This is a genomic window from Hydrogenispora ethanolica (genome assembly GCF_004340685.1).
Taxonomy (GTDB): Bacteria; Bacillota; UBA4882; order UBA8346; family UBA8346; genus Hydrogenispora; species Hydrogenispora ethanolica.
Genome location: NZ_SLUN01000002.1, coordinates 51,260 through 69,640, shown reverse-complemented (window position 1 = coordinate 69,640; position 18,381 = coordinate 51,260). Strand labels below are relative to the sequence as shown.

Annotated in this window: 18 protein-coding genes; 8 read left to right on the top strand and 10 right to left on the bottom strand. The window is 58.6% G+C overall.

From position 1 onward, the window contains the following. Window positions 1-39 precede the first annotated feature (39 nt). Both EDC14_RS01900 and EDC14_RS01895 read left to right on the top strand, forming a co-directional pair. Entirely contained in the window at window positions 40-387 is a 348-nt protein-coding gene (locus EDC14_RS01900; protein ID WP_132012493.1) for a hypothetical protein, read from the top strand. A gap of 74 nt (window positions 388-461) precedes the next feature. Beyond that, window positions 462-827 carry a DUF2512 family protein gene (locus EDC14_RS01895; protein ID WP_132012492.1) on the top strand — a complete coding sequence of 122 codons (366 nt, stop codon included), beginning with the start codon at window positions 462-464 and terminating at the stop codon, window positions 825-827. A 438-nt stretch (window positions 828-1,265) separates the two neighbouring features. Here EDC14_RS01895 and EDC14_RS01890 read toward each other — a convergent pair whose 3' ends face one another. From EDC14_RS01890 to EDC14_RS01860, 7 genes are all read right to left on the bottom strand, one after another. Next, window positions 1,266-2,285, bottom strand: a complete 1,020-nt coding sequence (locus EDC14_RS01890; protein WP_132012491.1) for a glycoside hydrolase family 130 protein — start codon at window positions 2,283-2,285, stop codon at window positions 1,266-1,268. A gap of 337 nt (window positions 2,286-2,622) precedes the next feature. Further along, entirely contained in the window at window positions 2,623-3,462 is an 840-nt protein-coding gene (locus EDC14_RS01885; protein WP_132012490.1) for a 5'-methylthioadenosine/S-adenosylhomocysteine nucleosidase, read from the bottom strand. Window positions 3,463-3,624: 162 nt separating this feature from the next. Beyond that, window positions 3,625-5,364, bottom strand: coding sequence for a hypothetical protein (locus EDC14_RS01880; protein ID WP_132012489.1), 1,740 nt, complete (start codon window positions 5,362-5,364; stop codon window positions 3,625-3,627). Between the two features lie 152 nt (window positions 5,365-5,516). Continuing rightward, window positions 5,517-6,083, bottom strand: a complete 567-nt coding sequence (locus tag EDC14_RS01875) for a hypothetical protein (protein ID WP_132012488.1) — start codon at window positions 6,081-6,083, stop codon at window positions 5,517-5,519. 310 nt (window positions 6,084-6,393) lie between these two features. Then, complete coding sequence (locus EDC14_RS01870; protein WP_243662765.1) at window positions 6,394-7,680, bottom strand: sensor histidine kinase; 1,287 nt, start codon at window positions 7,678-7,680, stop codon at window positions 6,394-6,396. Next, complete coding sequence (locus EDC14_RS01865) at window positions 7,670-8,344, bottom strand: response regulator transcription factor (RefSeq protein ID WP_132012487.1); 675 nt, start codon at window positions 8,342-8,344, stop codon at window positions 7,670-7,672. Before EDC14_RS01865 ends, EDC14_RS01870 begins: the two co-directional genes overlap by 11 nt. Window positions 8,345-8,758: 414 nt before the next feature. Continuing rightward, window positions 8,759-9,361 carry a queuosine precursor transporter gene (locus EDC14_RS01860; protein ID WP_132012486.1) on the bottom strand — a complete coding sequence of 201 codons (603 nt, stop codon included), beginning with the start codon at window positions 9,359-9,361 and terminating at the stop codon, window positions 8,759-8,761. A 204-nt stretch (window positions 9,362-9,565) separates the two neighbouring features. Here EDC14_RS01860 and EDC14_RS01855 point away from each other — a divergent pair, with 204 nt between their 5' ends. The 6 genes from EDC14_RS01855 (at window position 9,566) to EDC14_RS01830 (ending at window position 16,214) form a co-directional block, all read left to right on the top strand. Next, window positions 9,566-10,576 (top strand): LacI family DNA-binding transcriptional regulator, encoded by a 1,011-nt coding sequence (locus EDC14_RS01855; protein WP_132012485.1) that lies wholly within the window; start codon window positions 9,566-9,568, stop codon window positions 10,574-10,576. A gap of 112 nt (window positions 10,577-10,688) precedes the next feature. Continuing rightward, the gene (locus tag EDC14_RS01850) at window positions 10,689-11,993 is read left to right on the top strand and encodes an ABC transporter substrate-binding protein (protein ID WP_132012484.1); all 1,305 of its coding nucleotides are present in this window, start codon (window positions 10,689-10,691) and stop codon (window positions 11,991-11,993) included. An 86-nt stretch (window positions 11,994-12,079) separates the two neighbouring features. Continuing rightward, window positions 12,080-12,982, top strand: coding sequence for a carbohydrate ABC transporter permease (locus tag EDC14_RS01845; RefSeq protein ID WP_132012483.1), 903 nt, complete (start codon window positions 12,080-12,082; stop codon window positions 12,980-12,982). Continuing rightward, the gene (locus tag EDC14_RS01840; protein ID WP_132012482.1) at window positions 12,972-13,841 is read left to right on the top strand and encodes a carbohydrate ABC transporter permease; all 870 of its coding nucleotides are present in this window, start codon (window positions 12,972-12,974) and stop codon (window positions 13,839-13,841) included. The genes EDC14_RS01845 and EDC14_RS01840 overlap by 11 nt, the downstream gene beginning before the upstream one ends. A 72-nt stretch (window positions 13,842-13,913) precedes the next feature. Further along, entirely contained in the window at window positions 13,914-15,209 is a 1,296-nt protein-coding gene (locus EDC14_RS01835; protein ID WP_132012481.1) for a 6-phospho-beta-glucosidase, read from the top strand. 12 nt (window positions 15,210-15,221) lie between these two features. Next, window positions 15,222-16,214 carry an N-acetylglucosamine kinase gene (locus tag EDC14_RS01830; RefSeq protein WP_132012480.1) on the top strand — a complete coding sequence of 331 codons (993 nt, stop codon included), beginning with the start codon at window positions 15,222-15,224 and terminating at the stop codon, window positions 16,212-16,214. Between the two features lie 18 nt (window positions 16,215-16,232). Here the strand turns inward: EDC14_RS01830 and EDC14_RS01825 are convergent, their stop codons facing one another. The 3 genes from EDC14_RS01825 to EDC14_RS26545 all read right to left on the bottom strand — a co-directional run bounded on the left by EDC14_RS01825 (window position 16,233) and on the right by EDC14_RS26545 (window position 18,300). Then, window positions 16,233-17,792 carry a methyl-accepting chemotaxis protein gene (locus EDC14_RS01825; protein ID WP_132012479.1) on the bottom strand — a complete coding sequence of 520 codons (1,560 nt, stop codon included), beginning with the start codon at window positions 17,790-17,792 and terminating at the stop codon, window positions 16,233-16,235. Further along, on the bottom strand, window positions 17,793-17,939 hold the full coding sequence (locus EDC14_RS26550; protein WP_165907722.1) for a hypothetical protein: 147 nt from the start codon (window positions 17,937-17,939) through the stop codon (window positions 17,793-17,795). A 127-nt stretch (window positions 17,940-18,066) separates the two neighbouring features. Then, window positions 18,067-18,300, bottom strand: a complete 234-nt coding sequence (locus tag EDC14_RS26545) for a hypothetical protein (protein WP_165907721.1) — start codon at window positions 18,298-18,300, stop codon at window positions 18,067-18,069. Between the last annotated feature and the right edge of the window lie 81 nt (window positions 18,301-18,381).

Genomic DNA, 18,381 nt, shown 5'->3' with positions numbered 1-18,381 from the left:
GATTCAGCGACAGCGGCCGAACGGCAAAGGAGGGGTAGTATGAATGGGTTGAAATGGCTGGTTCGTTTTTTAATCCCCGCCGTGGTCCTTTACACCATCGGTTATTTTGTGGCGGGCTTCAGCGCCTTGACGATCGGGTGGATCGTCTTGCTTTCGCTGATGGTCATCGCCGGCAGTTGGCTGGTGCAGCGGCTCATCGCCAGGGATGTCAGCCGCTGGGGTCAGATGATCATTACCTTTCTGGTCACCACCGCGGTGATCTTCTTTACCACCTTCGCCCTGGAAGGCGGCAATGTCCCGCTCGGCGGTTCTTTGCTGGCGGCATTGATCATCAGTTTGTTGAGCGGCTTGGTGCCGGAGGAGAAAGTAACCAGGAAACAATATTGAACGGCTGGTCGAAAAGCGCGGCCGTTCAAAAAGAGAACGTGCGGCGAGTCGAAATAAAAAGAGGTTGAGTAGGAATGAAACACCTGGTAAATCTGATCATCAAAATGGCTTTGATCACAGTGGTATTGGCCATTCTGATCCCGGTCTACGGCAGAAGCACCTGGACGCAGACGATCGTCACGGCGTTGGTGCTGACACTGATCAGTTATGTGGCGGGCGACCTGTGGTTGTTGGCCAAGTACGGCAACGGAGTGGCCCTGGTGGGGGATTTTTTGATCAGCGCGGTGGTGGTCTGGGCGATGGAGCAAGCCATGCCTATCTTCACGCTTTCAGGGATCGGGATTTTCATCATCGCGGCCGCCCTCACCCTCGGTGAATGGCTGCTTCATCTTTATCTGATCGCCACCAAAACCCCGGAGCGGGAAGCGAAAGCCGAATGACGGCACAGCCGTGCCGGGATGGGAAAAGCTATATTTATCGCGCAGGCATAGCGGACAATGACCGGGTTTGGAGAAACCTCCCTAAACCCGGCCATTACTTCGCCGCCCGAGAAGACGGTCTGCCGGGTCCGGTAACTACTGGGATGACTCAAACAACTGCTTTGATCATTCAAACAACTGCATGAGTGATTCTAGTAGTTGCTTTGGTCAGTCCAGTAACTACTGGAACGACTCCGGCAGATGCTTGAGTCACTCAACCAACTACCGGAATGATTCAAGCAGTTACTTTCATCGCTCAAGCAACTCCTTTAATGACTCAAGGAGTTGCTTTGGTCGCTCAAGCGACCGCTTGAGCGATCTAAGCGGCTGCTTCCCTCAGTCACGCAATGGGAGCCCTCCAATCCGATGCTTCAGAAACTCCCTGGGATTCCGGGAGCGTCAGACCAGCGAATTATCCTTGATAAAACGGATCAGTTCGTCGACTTGGGTGAAGGCCAGACAAGTCACGGTATCGGCCGCACCGTAATATATGGCGATCCGCCCGCTCGGCGCATCATAAAGGGCGGCGCAGGGGAAGACCACATTGGGCACGTCGCCGACGCATTCGTAGAGCGTCTGCGGCGAGATCAGATAGGGCGCGGTGCGGTAGATCACCCGCCAGGGCTGATCCAGATCGAGCAATGCGGCCCCGGCGCTGTATACAAAGCCGTTACAGGATGTCAGCACTCCATGATAGATCAGGAGCCAACCCTCGCGGGTTTCGATGGGGATCGGACCGGCGCCGACTTTGGTCGACTGCCAACCATCGGCCGGGCGCATCACCAGGCGATGGCGGCCCCAATGGACCAGGTCCGGGCTTACGCTGTAAAAAACATCGCCGAACGGGGTATGCCCGTTATCGCTGGGCCGGCTCAGCATGGCGTATTGGCCGCCGATCCGGCGGGGAAAAAGGACGCCGTTGCGGTTGAAGGGGAGAAACGCGTTTTCAAGCTGGTAAAACTCTTTGAAATCATAAGTATACGCCACGCCGATGGTCGGATACCCTTGGTAGCCGTTGCACCAGGTCACATAGAACCGATCTTCCAGCCAGCAGACCCGGGGATCGTAGCGCCCGTAGTTGAAGTCCCGAGTCTCCGGTTCGTCGCAGTGAAAAACGATGGGTTCGGGGTCGATCTGCCAGCGCAGCCCATCGACGCTTCTGCCCGTATGCAGCTGCATCCGGCGGCGTTTGTCGTCGCAGCGGAAGACCCCGGCGAACTGACCCTCGAAAGGCACCACCGCGCTGTTGAAGATGCTGTTGGAGGTGGCGGTCAGATTGCGGGGGATGACGGGATTGAGCGTCGAGCGCCACAGGACGTCCCGGCAGCCGGCCGGCCGGTCTTCCCAAGGCAGATTGGGCAGGGCGCCGCCAATGATGGTCGGCGGCGGGCCGCCCGGGCGTTGGAGCGAATCAGACATAGGGCTCCCTCCTTTTGAATCATCCGTCCGGTTACGAAACCGTTATAGCGAATTATATTATAATCCCCGGCCGATTACAAGGCGGCACCAGAAATTTTTGGAATATCCTCCCGAATTTACCGCAAAAACCGCAATTACCTTCATGGAAATCTATTGGAATAATGGAAAGGCTGCTGACGGAAGGGTTAATAAACCGTTTTCGCCGATTCGGGACTGCGGCTCAACCGGGACGATGCCATTGCCGCCGCAATCCCGCGCGGAACCCTTTTTTTCGGAGATGCAAAAAAGCTTTAGCCGATGGACTAAAGCTTTTTTGACCGGTCTTTTTTGAAAAGGGTCAGGGTTTGGCGGCCCGATCCAGCGCCTTGAGGACCTCCAGCACATACTCCTGGCAATAGGCGCCGGCCTTGGGATCCCAGTCCTGGTTCCGGGGCTCGCTGTTGGAGAGGATCCGGATACCGAGGAAAGGCACGCCGTAGGCCGCCGCGACCTGGGCGGCGGAAGCAGTCTCCATCTCCTCGACGGAGGTTTGGAACTTCTGATGCACCCATTGGATCCGGTCCAACTCCCGGTTCCATTCGTCGGCCGAGCCGATGACGCCGCTGACGATTTTACCGTGGGTATAGGTTCCGGCGACGCCCTGGGCGATCTTCAGCAGCTCGGGATCGCCGGCGAAGCCGGGGTACTCCTTCTCCTGGCCGTTGACCCGGATCTTCACGTTCTCGGGAATCCAGTTCTCGGAGTGGATCCCACGGCCGGAATCGGCGTGGTTCGATTTGAACTTGCCGAAATGAATGGACTTTTGGCCCAGCACGATATCGAAACGCTGCAGGGCCGGATCGTGGCCGCCGGCGGTTCCCTGGTTGATCACCGCCCGGGGCTGGAATTTCTCGATAGCCAGGGTGGTGGCGGCCGCCGCATTGGTCAGGCCGACCTCGGTGCGGGAGACGACGACCGGCAGATTGCCGATGGTTCCCTGCCAGAAGGTCCAGCCGCCGTAAGTTATCTCCTTCGGGTTTTTCAAGGCGGCCACCAGGGCTTGCATCTCCAGGTTCATGGCTCCTTGAACCACTACCGGCCGGGCCGGGCCGGACTCGGCGGCCAAAGCGCCGCCGCCGATCGCCGCCGTTAGCAGCAGTAGCAGCGCCAACACGCCATACAAAGTTTTCTTGAGCATTCCATAGCCTCCATTTCGTTCCTTGAGTTCAAACAGCCCCTTGTTTCGACGGAGGCCGGAGGGGATCCTTTCCATTCCATCAATTGTCATCAAAGTGCAACAAATCTCCCGGATGCGGTGACTTGGCGGGGCCGTCCGGCCGGGGCGGAGCCTTTCCGGGGCTTAGCGGATCTTTTGCAGCAGGATGATATCGTCCGGCTGCTCCGTATAGGAGCAGTAAACGGTGAAGTCCATTTTCAATTTGGGTTTCGAGAAAGCGAGCCGCAGTCGGCCGCGGAAAGGAGTCCCCTCATAGAGCGTGAACCGGGTAGGTTTGGGGGGCAAGGGAATGCGCCGGTACTCCGACCAGCCTCCTTTGCCATCCATCAGATATAAAACGACGCTCAGATTGCGGTTGAACAACCGGGAAAAGAAACCCTGCTTCACCACCAGCTCGAGCTTTAACGAGTCGGCCGCTCTCAAACCGCGCAAGTCGAGATCCTTCCGGTTTTCCATCGCCGGCAGCTGATAGGTTCGGGGGGCGATATTCATTTCGGCGAGATAACGGTCATAAAAGCCCTCCAGGAGGGCGCGGTCCGGTGGCTGGAGATCGGCGCCGGAGGAGTAGAATTGATTCAGTTGGCGGTTGAGGACATTCAGAGCGTTTTGGCAGTCCGAGCGCAGCTTGGAACTGAGCCGGGGGTTGGTCGCGATATAATTCAGATTGGATAGGCCCCGTTCCCATTGGTTAACGGTATTCAGATAGGCCGCGCTGTCGTAAAAACGCGCCCCTGCCCCGTTGCTGGTCTGAGAGTAGCTCCGCAGTTCCCGGGCGATGACCGAAACCGTGGCGATCTGCGCGATGGCGCGCTGGAGATCCTCGGCCGAATCGATGCCGTTGAAATTGAGAACGCCATTGCCGTAAGTGCTGCGGGTGATCGAAACCCGGGCCAGGGTCGCGGCGACGAATCGGTTCTCGGCCTCCGTCAGCTTGACCCCGAAGATCTGTTTCATTTTGAGCTCCATCGCCCGTTTGATCCGGTTCCGGGCCAGGGCTGACTCGGTGGCCGCGTCGGCCTGATAGACCAGGAAGATGATCTTGCCGAGGATGGCCGCGCTGACGTATTGGTCGCCGTACTGGCGGAAAAACCGCCGGGGATCGGTCTGCAGCACGGCGAAGGCGGCGTCGCTGATTTTGGGAGGAACCGTGCTGAACACTCGCGTCTCGGCTTTCCGCCAATAGGCAAAGAGCGTGATCGTATCCGCGCTGAAGGAGGTATTCCGGAGAATGGCCCCAGTCTCCGGCGAAAGGGCGGTCATGCCGCCGGGACCTGCGTTCCCGGCGCCGAAATGGTAGCGGAATTGTTCATCGAGTTCCTTTTGGGAATCGACAAAGCAGTAAGCAGAGGACTGATCCGTCCCGGTCACCGTTTCCGTGGCGATATTGCTGAAATCCAGGCAAGAATCGTCGGTCAGAAAGGTTTTACTGATCGAGTTAAAGCCCGCTCCCAGGTAGTCATCGTTAAAAGTTGAATACAGCGAACGGATGGCATAACCGCCGTGGGCGGCTCCCGCCGTCGCCAACAGCAGCAGCGCGGCCAGGCTCAGGGCCAGGAACGGCTGGGCCCTTTTTTTGAGTTTGGCGAAGAGGGCCCCAAAAAAACGACTGAATCCCAGCCCGGGGCGGGGGTGGGGCGAGACGGGCGGGTCGTCGCCCAGGAGCAGTTGGCAATCGTCGATCCGGATCAGCTGCAGCTCTTCTTGGGCGCCGTCTTGATAGACGATATAAAACTCGCGGAACGAGACCGGTTCCACCAAAAACAGCCCGCCGATCTTTTCCCGGTACCAATAGGCCGGATCCGAACATTGAATGATCTTTACCAACAGCAGCTCCGCTTCAAGCTTCTTTTTACCCCACTTCATCGCCACGTCTCCCGTTCCAAAATGATGGATGTCACAATCCGTTTTTGTACATCCGGATGGATTGCGACATCCTTTTCCTGATTCATAAGAGGTGCCGGCCTCCGGGCCTGCCCGCCGGAATTGGGCCCGGAAGCTTTCTCACGACTATCCGCTTAATCGAACTTGTAGCTATAGACCAGTTTGGCCTTGGAATATTTCACCGTTTGCTCGCTGCCGGAGGCATCTAGGGTCCCATTGTTTACTTCATAAAGCGCGGCAATGGAACTCTTGCCGTCGCCGGCTTGGGTCAGGGTGACGCCAAAACCGAGCGCGCAGTAAAAACCGTTTCCTAAATCGTTGGTTCCTTCATAATCGCTGTCCCCGGAGAAGAAGTTATAGCCGAGCCGCCCGACGATATACGGGTTGACATTGGCGCTGTCGGTCTGGAAAGAATACTTGCCCGTCAGATAGACCGGGATGAAACTGAATTCGCCGGCCAGCTCCTCGATCTCCCGCGGGGATTGATAGCCGATGCCGACGCCGTATTCCGAGGGCCCGTCGGTCACGGTATATTCGGCTTCCAAGGAGGCCGCGGCTTTGGTGTCGGTGGCGTCGTTGCTTTCAATTTTGTGTTTGCCTGCCGAATCGAAGCTGAGATTGAATGTCGTGCTTCCCAGGGCTAAGGTTGAGTACAGTCCCAGCATGAGAATGACGGTCATGGCCATGAGTGCCTTTTTCATCAAAACAACTCCTTTTGTTTTATTTGTCCCTGAGGATATCTGCCCAACCGCGGCGGAAGATTGAACCGAGATCATTCAGCTGACAGAGTATGTATCGAATGGCTTCCTTATAAACGGCTTGCAGGAAGGTTTGAATGACTTTGCAATCGTTTTGGAAATGTGTTGGAATAAAATTAAGCGGCGGGAAGGAGAGGCGCCGGTTGGCGCCGTTGCCAGGGTACGGCCGGCCGCGCCGCGCTCCGGAAAGCAGAGCCCGGGCTCGGGAAAACCCGTCCGGGTCCCGGTCCGGAACCCTTGGCGGGGTACCGGCTTAGTCGGATGGGAGCGCCGGCAAGTGGATGGTGAAGGTAGTCCCCGACCCCAGCGCGCTGACGGCGGCAATGGTCCCCCGGTGGTTTTCAATGATCGATTTGGCGATGGAAAGCCCCAGTCCGGCTTGGCCTTTGGAACGGGAGTTATCCACCTGGTAAAAGCGGTCGAAGATCTTCGGGAGATGTTCGGGAGCGATTCCTTCGCCGGTATCGGCGATCTTCAGGCACACCCGCTTCTCCAGGGCGCATAGGGTCAGCGCGATCTTCCCGCCCGGGGGGGTGTGGCGCAGGGCATTCTCTACCAGAATGTCGATGACTTGCCGGATGCGGGTTTCATCGCCGCAGATGGTGGCCCCGCCCCGGATCGTCGCGCTGAATCGGATCCCCTGCGCCGCGGCGAGGGGTTGGAAGGCTTCCGCGGCGCGCTCCGCCATTTGGCTGAGGGAGAAAGGCTGCTGTTCCAGCAGCGGCTGATGGGAATCGGCCCGCGCCAGAAACAGCAGATTGTCGATTAAATGGGCGAGCCGCCGGATTTCGCCGGAGACGATGTTTAACCATTCCCGCTGCGATTCCACGGTAGCCTGGGGATTCTCGAGGACCACCTCCAGACTGGTGCGAATGATCGTCACCGGGGTACGCAGCTCGTGCGAGGCGTCGGCGATGAAGTCCCGCTGCTGTCGCCAGGCCTTTTGGATGGGAGCGATGGCCACCCGGGCCATGAAAAGGCTCCCCAACAACGCTAGCAGCAGGCAGATCACGCCAATGGCCGCGCCGGTCCGGATGATGGCGTCCAGCCCGCCCAGATCCTGAAACACGATCAGAAAGCCGGGCGCATCGGTCAAAGCAGTTTTCGAAAAGTAATAGCGGGTCCGTGAAAAATGGACGACGCCGCTGTCTTTGTTGAGTTTGAGAACTTGTTTTGCCAGTTTCGCCAGCTGAATCCGGGCGAAAGGTTTGCGGTCGGAATCGAACGAAATCGCACCGCCGGGGGTGGTGCGAATGAAGAAGATCGGCTTTTCCGGTTCCCGCTCCAGCTCCGGCGGTTTCGGCCCCAATTGCGCCGGGGGCGGCAACTGCCGTCCCCGGCGCAACTGGGAACCGGGGTTCCGGTACCCCGGGAATACACCGGAATTCAGGTTCATCGAAAGCTGGCTGGAGAAGAAGGCGGCGCGCTTGATCATGTTGTTTTGGAGATAAAAATAGGCTCCCGTGGTGATCGCCGCCAGCAAAACGGCGATGATGGCCAGGTTGGTGACGATGAACTGGAAGCGCAGCTTACGAAACATCCTGCTCCTCCTTGAGATAATAACCGACGCCGCGCACCGTTTTGATGCAGGGGGTATTCAGCTTCTTGCGCAAGTAATGAATATAGAGGTCGATATTGGAGAATTCGCTTTTGGAATAGTAACCCCACACCCGTTCGAAGATCCGCTCCTTGGTGATGACCTGCCCGGAATGGCTCATCAGCAGTTCGAGCAAGGAAGCTTCTTTGACGCTCAATTGAATCACTTTGTTGTCCTTGATGACCTCGTTTTTCAACGGGTCGAGCTTCATGCCGGCCGCGGTGATTGTATTGTCGGTGATGACCCGGTTGGCGCGGCGTAATAAGGCCCGCAGGCGGGCCAGCAACTCATCGGTTGAAAACGGTTTGACCAGATAATCGTCGGCCCCTGAGTCCAGCCCCTCGATCCGGTCTTTCAGGCCGTCTTTGGCAGTCATCAATAAAATGGGCACATCCAGCTTATGACGGCGCAGTTCTTTCACAATGGCTTTTCCGTCCTGGCCGGGCAGCAGCCAGTCCAGGACGATGATGTCGTATTCGCCGGTGAGCGCCATATCTAAACCGGCAGTCCCGTCGGTGGCTACTTTGACAACATAACCGTTTTTTTGCAATAAGTAGGAAAGAACCTTGGTTAATTGTACTTCATCCTCAATTAATAATAATTTCATCGCAATTTGATGTCCTCCTTAATCTGGCAACATCGTGTCGCTTGTTATAATACCATCCATGATTTTTACATTTTTATATTTTATCATGATAAATCTTAGAATATTGTAATTAAATGGGCCATCAAAGCAATTTCCAAGATTAAAATTATTGGAGGACCCCAAAAAGAGGGGATGGCAGGAGGGCTGGACGGGAAGGGGAAAGCCGGACTGATCATGGCACTGAAGGAATCGGAACGAGAACGTTGCTTGCCGGAATGAATAGGGGTCGTTTTATCGCCGTGGGTGCCAGCGCCCGATAACCTCGGACGCTGGCAATGGTAACGGCTGTCGCGGCGTTGGAGATTCCAACGCCGTCCTGGCGGAGCTGGGAAGGTATTTGACCGAATCAAAGGCTGATTCGGACGGAAAGCCGCCTCAAGCGGCCGGGCCGGGCTTCTTGACAAAATAGATCAACGGCAGGCTGAGGAGGGTGATCCCGTATTTGATGATGATATTGGAGAGAATGACGCCCCACAGCACCGCATCGGGAATGGTGCCGTAAAAGGCGATGACCACCATAATCGCGGTGTCCAGCGGGATGCTGATGAAGTTGGAGACCAGGACTCTGCCCCATTGGTAATTTTTGACCCGGTTCACATACCACTGGTAGACCTGGCTGTCGATGAGCTCGGCGACGACCATGGCCACCAGCGAACCGACGATGATGCGCCAGGAAGGCAAGAGGACCTGGCCGAAGCCGGCCTGTTTGCCGACGCTCAGGTCTGCCGGCAGGCTGGCCACCAGAAAAAACATCAGAAACATGGCCGCATTGAAGAAAGCCCCGGCCCAAATGGTGAAGACCGCGAACTTCTGGCCGGCTTTTTTATGGATCAGATCGCGCAGCGTGAAAGTGATCGGATACAGCAGCGTCCCGGCATCCATGGAGAGCCCGAAAAGCCGGATAATCCGCAAGCTGGAAACATTGGAAAGCATGGTGGAGATGACATAAGTCAGGGCCAGCAAGACGATGGTTCTCATACTTCGCTCCTTGTCATGGGATTGTCCAACAGAATTCACTATGATTTTATACGAGAGTCATTCCGGATGCAAGCGCAGACTGGTAAACAGCTAAGAAGATACAATCGCTTTTATTTTTTGAGCAATCAGGAAGGAATATCCCAATTCAAGCAGAATATAGTAATACCGCAAAGATAAAAGCGGTATTATTTAAGGGTGAGGAATATGCCGATAAACATTCAGGATGTGGCGTTGAAAGCCGGGGTTTGTATCACCACGGTGTCGCGGGTGTTGAACCAAAACGGCCGGGTCCGCGAGAGTAACCGGCAGAAAGTGCTGCGGGCCATCGAAGAGCTGGGCTACAACCCCAATGCCGCCGCCCGGACCTTGGCCAAAGGGAAAACCGAAGTATTGGGGGTCATCCTTCCGACATTGAACGACCCGTTCTGGGCCGATCTGGTCACCGCGATCGAGCAGGCCGCCTTCGACGAAGGATATCTGGTAGTCCTGGCGCTGACCCTGGATAACAGCGACGAAGTCATTGAGAAACATTGGGTGAAGATCTTCAGCGAGGGCCGGGTCGACGGCATCCTGTTGGTCGCCCCGGAGTACGAGACCGATTACATCACCGAGTTGCGCAACCGCAATTTCCCGCTGGTTTTATTGGATAACAACGTCAACAACTTGAAAGTCCCCTCGGTGGTGGTGGACAACTTGAAAGGCGGAACCATGGCCACCGAACATCTGCTGGGTCTGGGGCATACCCGGATCGGCCATATTGCCGGGGACTTAAAATACCAATCCGCCCGGGAACGGTTGCAGGGCTTCCGGGAGGCCATGAGCCGGGCGGGGGTGGCGGTCCGCCAGGATTGGGTCCGCGAGGGGGATTTTCATTTTGAAAAGGCGTTTCAGATCGCCGGCGCCTGGTTGGAGCAGCCGGACCGGCCGACCGCGATTTTCGCGGCCGATGACGATATGGCCGCCGCGGTGATGGAAGCCGCCCGCGAGCTTCAGCTGAAGCTGCCGGATGATCTCTCGATCGTGGGTTATGACGATAGCCCGTTTGGTTCGCGAGTCCGGCCCCGTTTGACCACCGTGCGCCAGCCGGCCCGGGCGATGGCCAGGGAAGCGGTTCAGTTATTGTTGCGTTACATGGCCGCCAAACCGCCGCGGGCCAAGACCGTGGTCATCGCCCCCGAATTGATCGTCCGTGAATCGGCCCGGCGGTTGCCGTAAATTTTTTTACGATAAAAATAAAAGCGCTATTATTTTCTGACTGAGGAGGTGGGGGACCCAGCGATTCGACGATACCCGATGGATATTCACAATTAAATAAAGGAGGCTGACGATGAAACGCTGTAAAATCAGGCGATCCGTACTTGGGTTGCTCATTTTGTCAATCTTTGCCCTGGGCCTGTCGACCGGCTGGTGCCGGAGCAAGACCACCATCCGCTTCGCTTATAATTTCACCGGCAACGATCCCAAGGCGCCGATCTTCGAACCCTACTTAAAGCAATTCCAGAAGCAAAACCCGGACATCCATTTGGTCCTGGAGCCCAATACCGCGGCCATGCCGGATATTCAAGCGAAGATCTATACCGCAGCCGCAGCCGACAATCTGCCGGATGTCTTTCAATTCTGGCCCGGCCCTGGCATTCTGAAGAACCTGGTGGACGGGAAGAAAATTGCCAACCTGAAGGATTATGTCACCCGGGACCAACGCTTCAAAGAGTATTTCAAACAAGACTTCTATTACGACGGTTCGGTCCGCTTCCGGAAAAACGGTCCGATCTGGGGCCTGCCTTGCGAGCTGTACTACATGTATCTGGCGGTCAACAAAAAACTCTTTGCCAAGGCGGGCGTGGCCTATCCCAAGACCTACGAAGAGTTGAAGGCGATCCTCCCCAAGTTTCGGGCCAAGGGAATTGTGCCGATCGCCATGGCTGGCAAGGACCAGGATCTCAACGTCTGCTTCTGGTTCGGGATGCTGAACCGCTTCGGCACCAACGCGGAGATCACCAAGGGAATCACGACCGGAGCGGTGGAGAAATACCCCGCGTTTCTCAAATCGGCCCAAGTCATTTACGACCTGGCGGGCGCGGGAGCCTTTCCGGACGGCTGCGTATCGTTGCAAGCCTCCGAGGCGCTCTCCCTGTTTGATCAGGGGAAAGCGGCGATGTTTTACGGAGGGACCTGGTATTTCGGGAATGTCTCCGCCAAAACCGCCGCGGATTGCGACGTGATTCCGTTGTGGACCTTTGCCGGCGGCAAGGGCGATCCCCAGGAATTGTTGGGCGGCGTCTCCCAAACCTATCTGGTCAGCAGTAAATCGTGGCAGGACCGGAACAAGCGGGCGGCGATCGATAAGTTCCTGCATCACGTCATCAATCCGGTGCTTGAGGAGAAACTGGTGAATTACGCTGCGCCGATGTTGCCCGTGAAAGGCGGTCCGGACATCAGCCCGTTGGTCGTCAAAGCCACCCAGCTCCAAAAAACGGCCTCGCGGATGACGCCGAACTACGATTCCATCGGTTCGCAGCAAGGCAACGACGCGTTGAACAGCCTGTCGCAAGCCTTGCTCAACCGGTCGATCACCCCGCAGGAGGCCGTCAAAAAGCTGGGAGCCGAGATCAAAGCCGGCCTCCAGAATTGATTCGAAAGAAACTGCAGGCGCTTAAGAGCGCTTAGCATAGGGCGGGACGGGGAGCTTTCCCCGCCCCGTTCCGGAGGCGGGATGGGATGATGGATTCGAAGAAGAACAATATGATCGGTTTATTTCTGCTGCCGGCCCTCTTGCTGTATTCGGCCTTCGTGGTCGCTTCCATCGTGCGGGTGATCTACTACGCGTTTTTCAAATGGAACGGAATCACCGGGCGCCATTTCATCGGATTTGGGAATTTCGCGGCGCTGGCGACGGACGAGTCGGTGCTGGCGGCGTTCCGGAACAATCTGATCGCGATTGCGCTGGCGATTGTGGTACAGATCGGGCTGGCGCTGCTCCTGGCGATTATTCTTTCCAATTGCAAACGGAGCTTGCCGGTTTACCGCACCATCTACTTTTTTCCGGTGGTCATCTCGGCGGTGGCGGTGGCGATGATGTTCGGCCAGTTCATGAAGGCCGATTACGGCCTGATCAACGGCCTGCTGCGGGCGGCCGGCTTGCAATCATGGACCCGCCTCTGGCTTTCGGATCCCCACACGGCGGTTTTGGCGTCCCTGCTGCCGCAAACCTTGCAATACATCGGCTGGCATCTGATCATTCTCCTGGCGGGGATCTTCAATATCCCGGACAGCCTGTATGAAGCGGCTTATCTGGACGGGGTCGGCTATTTTTCAGAAGATCCGTTACATCACCTTGCCGCTGTTGTGGGAGGTCATGCAGATCTGCATCATCTTCGCGGTGACCGGCTCCTTGCAGGGTTTCACCCATGTGATGGTGCTGACCGGCGGCGGGCCCAATTCCCTGACCGAACTGGTGGGGCTGCTGATGTATCACCGGACCTTTCAATGGATGCAATTCGGCTACGGCAGTTCCATTGCCACGGCCATCTTTGCGGTGGGGCTCATTTTTTCGGTTATTTTCAAACGCTACTTTTCAGCGGAGAAGATCGAATACTAAGGAGTGTTCCAAATGGCCAATGAAATACTGGCGGGCGCCGGCGCAATGCGAAACCGCCACGGCCTGAATACCGTGGCCTTCTTGTCACAAATCGTCCTGGTGGGGGCGGCGGCGGCTACGCTCATTCCGATGGTATGGGTGCTGGTCAGTTCCTTGAAGGACAATAACCAAATCTTTGCAGCATCCTTCAGCCTGCCGCGAGTGTGGCATTTCGAAAATTACGCCCGGGCCTGGGTGGTCGGGAATATCGGCTCCTGCTTTCTCAACAGCGGGCTGGTCTCACTCGTCTCGGTCCTGGGCATTTTGTATATCGCGGCCATGGCCGCCTATGCCCTGGCGCGCTATCAATTCCGGCTCAATTTCGCGCTATACACCTACTTCCTGATGGGGCTGATGATCCCGTGGGCGTCCAATCTTTTGCCGCTGTTCTTAACCTTGAAGGCCATCCGGGCCTATGATACGCTGTGGGCGCTGATCCTGCCCTACGTCGCATTTGAGCTGCCCTTCGCCATCTTCATCCTGACCGGGTTCATGAAGACCATCCCCGGCGAACTGGAGGAGGCGGCGCTGATCGACGGCGGATCGCGCTGGATCGTTTTCACCCGGGTGATCCTGCCCTTGAGCAAACCGGCCCTGGCCACCGTGGCCGTCCTCACCTTTTTGGACGTCTGGAATGAGTACCTCTTCGCCCTGGTCTTTTTGAATAATCCGGCCAAATTTACCTTGCCCCTGGGCCTGGCGGCCTTTCAGACCGCCCGGGTGGCCCAGTACGGGGTGATCATGGCCGGCATCATCATCTCGGTCATTCCGGTGCTGATCCTCTATGTCTTGCTGCAGAAGCAGGTGATCAAGGGAATGACCGCCGGAGCGTTAAAGGGCTGAAACGCGTCCGGGCCACCGGATTGGATTCTACGATACAAGAAACGCTTTTGAATGCGGGAGGAGTGGACTGAAATGGAAAAACTGAAACTGGCGGTGATCGGCGCGGGCAGCACCTATACCCCGGAGCTGGTGGAAGGGATCATCAAGCGCCGCAACGAACTGCCTGTGACGGAGCTGTATTTGATGGATATCGATCCGCTGAAGCTGGAGATCGTCGGCGGCCTGGCCCGCCGGATGATGGCGGCGAGCGGGATGCCGGCCCGGACCGTGTTAACCGCCGAGCTGGAAGAGGCGGTGCGCGGCGCGGATTTCATTATCTGCCAGATCCGGGTCGGGAAGCTGGCGGCGCGGATCCGCGACGAGCAGATCCCGCTGCGGCACGATCTGATCGGCCAGGAGACCACCGGAGCCGGGGGCTTTATGAAAGCCTTGCGCACCATTCCCGAGCTCTCCCGGATCGCCGGCGTCATTGAGCGGCTGGCGCCCGAGGCCTGGCTGATCAATTTCACCAATCCGTCGGGGATCATGGCCGAGATGCTGCTGGACCGGCACCGGGTCAAGACCATCGGCCTGTGCAACGTGCCCATCAATATGGAGCGCGACGCCCGCAAGCGGATTCCGCCGGAGCGGGCGGCCGGGGCGGCCGTCGAATATGTGGGGTTGAACCATCTCAGTTGGGTGACTGAGATCTACCTGGACGGCAAGGGCATTCTCGCGGACCAGTTGCGCGGGAACTTTCCGACTTACCGCCCGGCCAACCTGCCCAAGATCGACTTCGAGCCGGAACTGCTGCGGGAGCTGGGGGCCATCCCCAGCGGCTATCTGACGTATTATTACTACCGGGAACGGTCCCTAGCCCACTTGAAACAAGAGCCCCGCACCCGGGGCGAGGTCTGCCGGGAGATCGAGGCCGAGCTGCTCCAGCTGTACCGGCAGCCCGATCTGCATGAGAAACCGGCGCTCCTGGAGCGGCGCGGCGGCCATCTCTATTCCGAGGCCGCCATCTCGCTGGTGAGCGCCATTTATAACGACAAAAAGGAGGAGCACGTGGTCAACGTGCGGAATCAGGGGGCGCTGCCGTTCATGGAGGACCGGGACGTGGTCGAGATCCGCTGCCTGATCGATCGCAACGGCGCCCGACCGCTGCCCATGCCCCATTTCGCCAATGAGCACATCATCGGCATGATGCGGGCTTTGAAAGCCTACGAGCGCCTGACCGTGCAGGCCGGATTGAGCGGCGACCGCGGCCTGGCCCTGCAGGCGCTCCTGAATCATCCGCTGGTGGGCGATTATGGCAAGGCGCGGACGGTCCTGAAGGAGATGCTCGCCGCCAACCGGGCGTTTCTGCCCCATTTTTTTGGAGAATGACGGAGGAACCGGATGCGACAATATGTGATCGGGGTCGACGGTGGCGGCACCAAGACCCATTATGCCCTCTTTGACACCGGCGGCAAGCTGGTCGGCTTTCATCAGGGCGGACCTGCCAACCATGAGACCTACCGGAACGGCTACGAGGGAACCCGGCAGGAGCTGGAACGGTCGTTCCGGGCTCTACTCGGCCGGAGCGGGATCGGCATCGAACGGATCGAAGCCGCCGTCTTCGGCCTGGCCGGCCTCGACGTCGCGCCGCAACAGGCGGTGCTGACGGAGCTGATCGCCGGGATGGGGCTGCGCCGCTTCCAGGTGATGAACGACGCCTTTCTGGGGATCAAGGCGGCCGGCGGCAGCGGCTGCGGGGTCTGCAGCATCCACGGTACCGGCACTTGTTGCGCGGCCATCGATCCGCGCGGCCGCAGGCTGCAGATCGGCGGCACCGGCTATTTCTTCGGGGATGAGGGCGGCGCGGCGCACCTGGGCGGGATGGCCTTCCGCAAAGTCTACGATGAGCTCTACCGCTGCGGACCGGCCACCGCCATGACCGGGATGATCCTGGAGATGCTGGGGCTCCGGCGGGACGATGATCTGGTGGAGGCGGTCTACCGGGAGCGGTGCTTCGACAATTGGGCCCAATTTTTGAAGCTGCCTTTTTATGCCGCCAATCAGGGCGACCCGGTGGCGCTGGAGTTGCTGCGCCACACCGGACGGGAGGCGGCCCAGTCCGTGCTGGGGGCCATCCGGCGGCTGGACTTCGCCGGCGCCGCGGCCATCGAGGTGATCATGGCGGGCTCGGTCTATGTCAAAGGCGAGAACCCGGCGCTGATCGAAGCATTCCAGCGGGCCGTCAGGGAGGGGGCGGGCCAGGCGGTGCGCTTCACCCTGCTGCGGGTGCCTCCGGTGGCCGGAGCGGTGCTCTGGGCGTTGGAAGCATTCCGGCCGGGACTGGACCGGGAGGTCGGCCAGGCGGTCATTCAGAGTCTGGCGGCCCGCGTCTGAAGAAACGGGGAGCCGGACCTACCGTTGGAAGCGGTCGGCGGCGGCCGCCAGCTCTTCCGCCATCCGCTGCAGATTGCGGGCCGCGTCGGTCACGACGTTGGCCGACGCCGATTGGCCCTCAAAGGTGGCGGCCACCTCTTCCACTGCCGCCAGATTGTCCTGGCTGATCCGCGAGACCGCGGTCATTTCGGCGATGGCCGCGGCATTGTCGGCGCCCACTTGGTTGGCGATCCGGGTGATCTGTTCCACCTTGGCGGTGATCTGTCCCACCCGGCCGGCCAGTTCCTTAAAGAGGCCGACGGTCTCCAGCAGCTGGTCGCGGCCGCGGTCCACCGCCCGGGTTCCTTCGGCCACGCGGGTGACGGCCTGATCGGTTTGGGCGAGCGTGTTGTCGATGACTTGGTGAATGTACTGGACCGACTGGCGGGCTTGATCGGCCAGCTGCCGGATGTTGGCGGCGACGATGGCGAAGCCCCGGCCGTGTTCTCCGGCGCGCGCCGCTTCGATCGAAGCATTCAGCGAAAGCAGGGTGGTCTTTTCGGCGATCTCGTTGATCACGTCGGCCAGTTCCCGGATCTGCCGGGAGTCGCCGGCCAGCGCCCGGACCATGCGGTCGATCTCGGTCACGGTATCGACCAGATGGTCGATGGTCGCCCGCATCTCCTCGGTGGCCGACTCGCCGCGCTGCCCGGCGGCGGAAGCTTCGCGGCAGCTGTTGTGAATGGCGAAGGTGGCTTCCAGGACCGCATCGGTGCCGCGGGTGGCCTTCTGAACGGTCTGAATGGCCGAATCCACCGTGTCGGTCTGAATGGTGGCGCCGTGGGCCAGGTGCTCCACCAGTTGGTTCAGCTCCCCGAGCGAACGGCCGGTGGCCTCGGTGGCGGCGAACAGACTGCTGGTGGCGGTGTTGATCTGCCGCGCATGCGCGGCCGCGTCATTGACCATGGTGCGCAATTCGGCGACGGCCTGGTTGAAGGCCTCCCCCACCGCTCCCACTTCATCGCGGGAGGTGATGGTCACTTGGGCGCCCAGGTCGCCCCGGGCCAGCCGTTCGGTGCTCTGGCGGAGCCGCTGCAGCGGCCGGATGATCGAAATGGCCACCAGCATCCCGATGAGCACGGCCAGCGCCAGGCCGATGATGGAGACCCAGGTCTGCAAGCCCACCACCGAATCGTAAATCTTCCGGCCCCGGTTGTAAGTGGCCAACCCCTCGATACGCAGCTTCTTATTGAGATCGAAGAGCATGGTATAGAGTTCCTGAGACTCCCGGCCGAACCGGAAATAGCGCTCGGCCACTCCCGGGCCGCTGTTGCGCAATTCATTATAGAGGTCGCGCGCTGCGACCTGGTAACGATCCATCTTCGCCTGGAGCCGGGCCGAGGTCTCGCCCGGCAGGAAACTGATGAAGTTGCCGATCTGGCCGGTGCCGTTGGCGATCTGCGCCGAAAGGCTGGAGATGGCGCTGCGGCTGCCGTTGGCTGCCTCGGAGGCGTACTTTTCAGTCTGGTAGATCACCTCCAGCGCGTCGGATAAGGGATAGAGAACCGAAGCGTTGCTATAGAAGATCGCGTTGGCCACCTAATTCATCTCGCCCAGCTTGGCGATGCCGATCAGGCTGACCAAGGCGATGATCAGGCTCATGAAAACCAGGATCGCGCCGATCTTTCCGACCACGCTGCGCAGATTGAACCGGGGCACACTATTCCCAAAATGAAACAGCTTCATCTCACGACCTCCCTGATCATTCTCCCTTCGATCATACCATTGGACCGGAGAAAGATATCTGGAGAAGCTTGCCGAGGATGTGCACAAATTTGTTATCCGGAGTTTACTGAAAATTAAAATAATCCGGCTAGCATTTTCTTGCGCTGCGAAAATCCTGGATCGGGTTCCTGTCGCAATCCCGATTTCTTTGCGAATCTTGCGGGCGGAGCCCGACCAGCGGCCGAAGCCGCCGGCAAATCGCCGGCGGCTTCGGCAACTCCGTCTGAAGCAGCGGCAACTCCGTCTGAAGCAGCGGCAACTCCGTCTGAAGCAGCGGCAACTCCGTCTGAAGCAGCGGCAACTCCGTCTGAAGCAGCGGCAACTCCGCGGCAACTCCGTCTGAAGCAGCGGCAACTCCGTCTGAAGCAGCGGCAACTCCGTCTGAAGCAGCGGCAACTCCGTC

What these genes read in the sequence shown, in the direction of transcription:
- EDC14_RS01900 (WP_132012493.1), top strand. Translation starts at nt 40, where the DNA reads ATGAATGGGTTGAAATGGCTGGTTCGTTTTTTAATCCCCGCCGTGGTC.
- EDC14_RS01895 (WP_132012492.1), top strand. Translation starts at nt 462, where the DNA reads ATGAAACACCTGGTAAATCTGATCATCAAAATGGCTTTGATCACAGTG.
- EDC14_RS01890 (WP_132012491.1), bottom strand. Translation starts at nt 2,285, where the DNA reads ATGTCTGATTCGCTCCAACGCCCGGGCGGCCCGCCGCCGACCATCATT.
- EDC14_RS01885 (WP_132012490.1), bottom strand. Translation starts at nt 3,462, where the DNA reads ATGCTCAAGAAAACTTTGTATGGCGTGTTGGCGCTGCTACTGCTGCTA.
- EDC14_RS01880 (WP_132012489.1), bottom strand. Translation starts at nt 5,364, where the DNA reads ATGAAGTGGGGTAAAAAGAAGCTTGAAGCGGAGCTGCTGTTGGTAAAG.
- EDC14_RS01875 (WP_132012488.1), bottom strand. Translation starts at nt 6,083, where the DNA reads ATGAAAAAGGCACTCATGGCCATGACCGTCATTCTCATGCTGGGACTG.
- EDC14_RS01870 (WP_243662765.1), bottom strand. Translation starts at nt 7,680, where the DNA reads ATGTTTCGTAAGCTGCGCTTCCAGTTCATCGTCACCAACCTGGCCATC.
- EDC14_RS01865 (WP_132012487.1), bottom strand. Translation starts at nt 8,344, where the DNA reads ATGAAATTATTATTAATTGAGGATGAAGTACAATTAACCAAGGTTCTT.
- EDC14_RS01860 (WP_132012486.1), bottom strand. Translation starts at nt 9,361, where the DNA reads ATGAGAACCATCGTCTTGCTGGCCCTGACTTATGTCATCTCCACCATG.
- EDC14_RS01855 (WP_132012485.1), top strand. Translation starts at nt 9,566, where the DNA reads ATGCCGATAAACATTCAGGATGTGGCGTTGAAAGCCGGGGTTTGTATC.
- EDC14_RS01850 (WP_132012484.1), top strand. Translation starts at nt 10,689, where the DNA reads ATGAAACGCTGTAAAATCAGGCGATCCGTACTTGGGTTGCTCATTTTG.
- EDC14_RS01845 (WP_132012483.1), top strand. Translation starts at nt 12,080, where the DNA reads ATGATGGATTCGAAGAAGAACAATATGATCGGTTTATTTCTGCTGCCG.
- EDC14_RS01840 (WP_132012482.1), top strand. Translation starts at nt 12,972, where the DNA reads ATGGCCAATGAAATACTGGCGGGCGCCGGCGCAATGCGAAACCGCCAC.
- EDC14_RS01835 (WP_132012481.1), top strand. Translation starts at nt 13,914, where the DNA reads ATGGAAAAACTGAAACTGGCGGTGATCGGCGCGGGCAGCACCTATACC.
- EDC14_RS01830 (WP_132012480.1), top strand. Translation starts at nt 15,222, where the DNA reads ATGCGACAATATGTGATCGGGGTCGACGGTGGCGGCACCAAGACCCAT.
- EDC14_RS26550 (WP_165907722.1), bottom strand. Translation starts at nt 17,939, where the DNA reads ATGAAGCTGTTTCATTTTGGGAATAGTGTGCCCCGGTTCAATCTGCGC.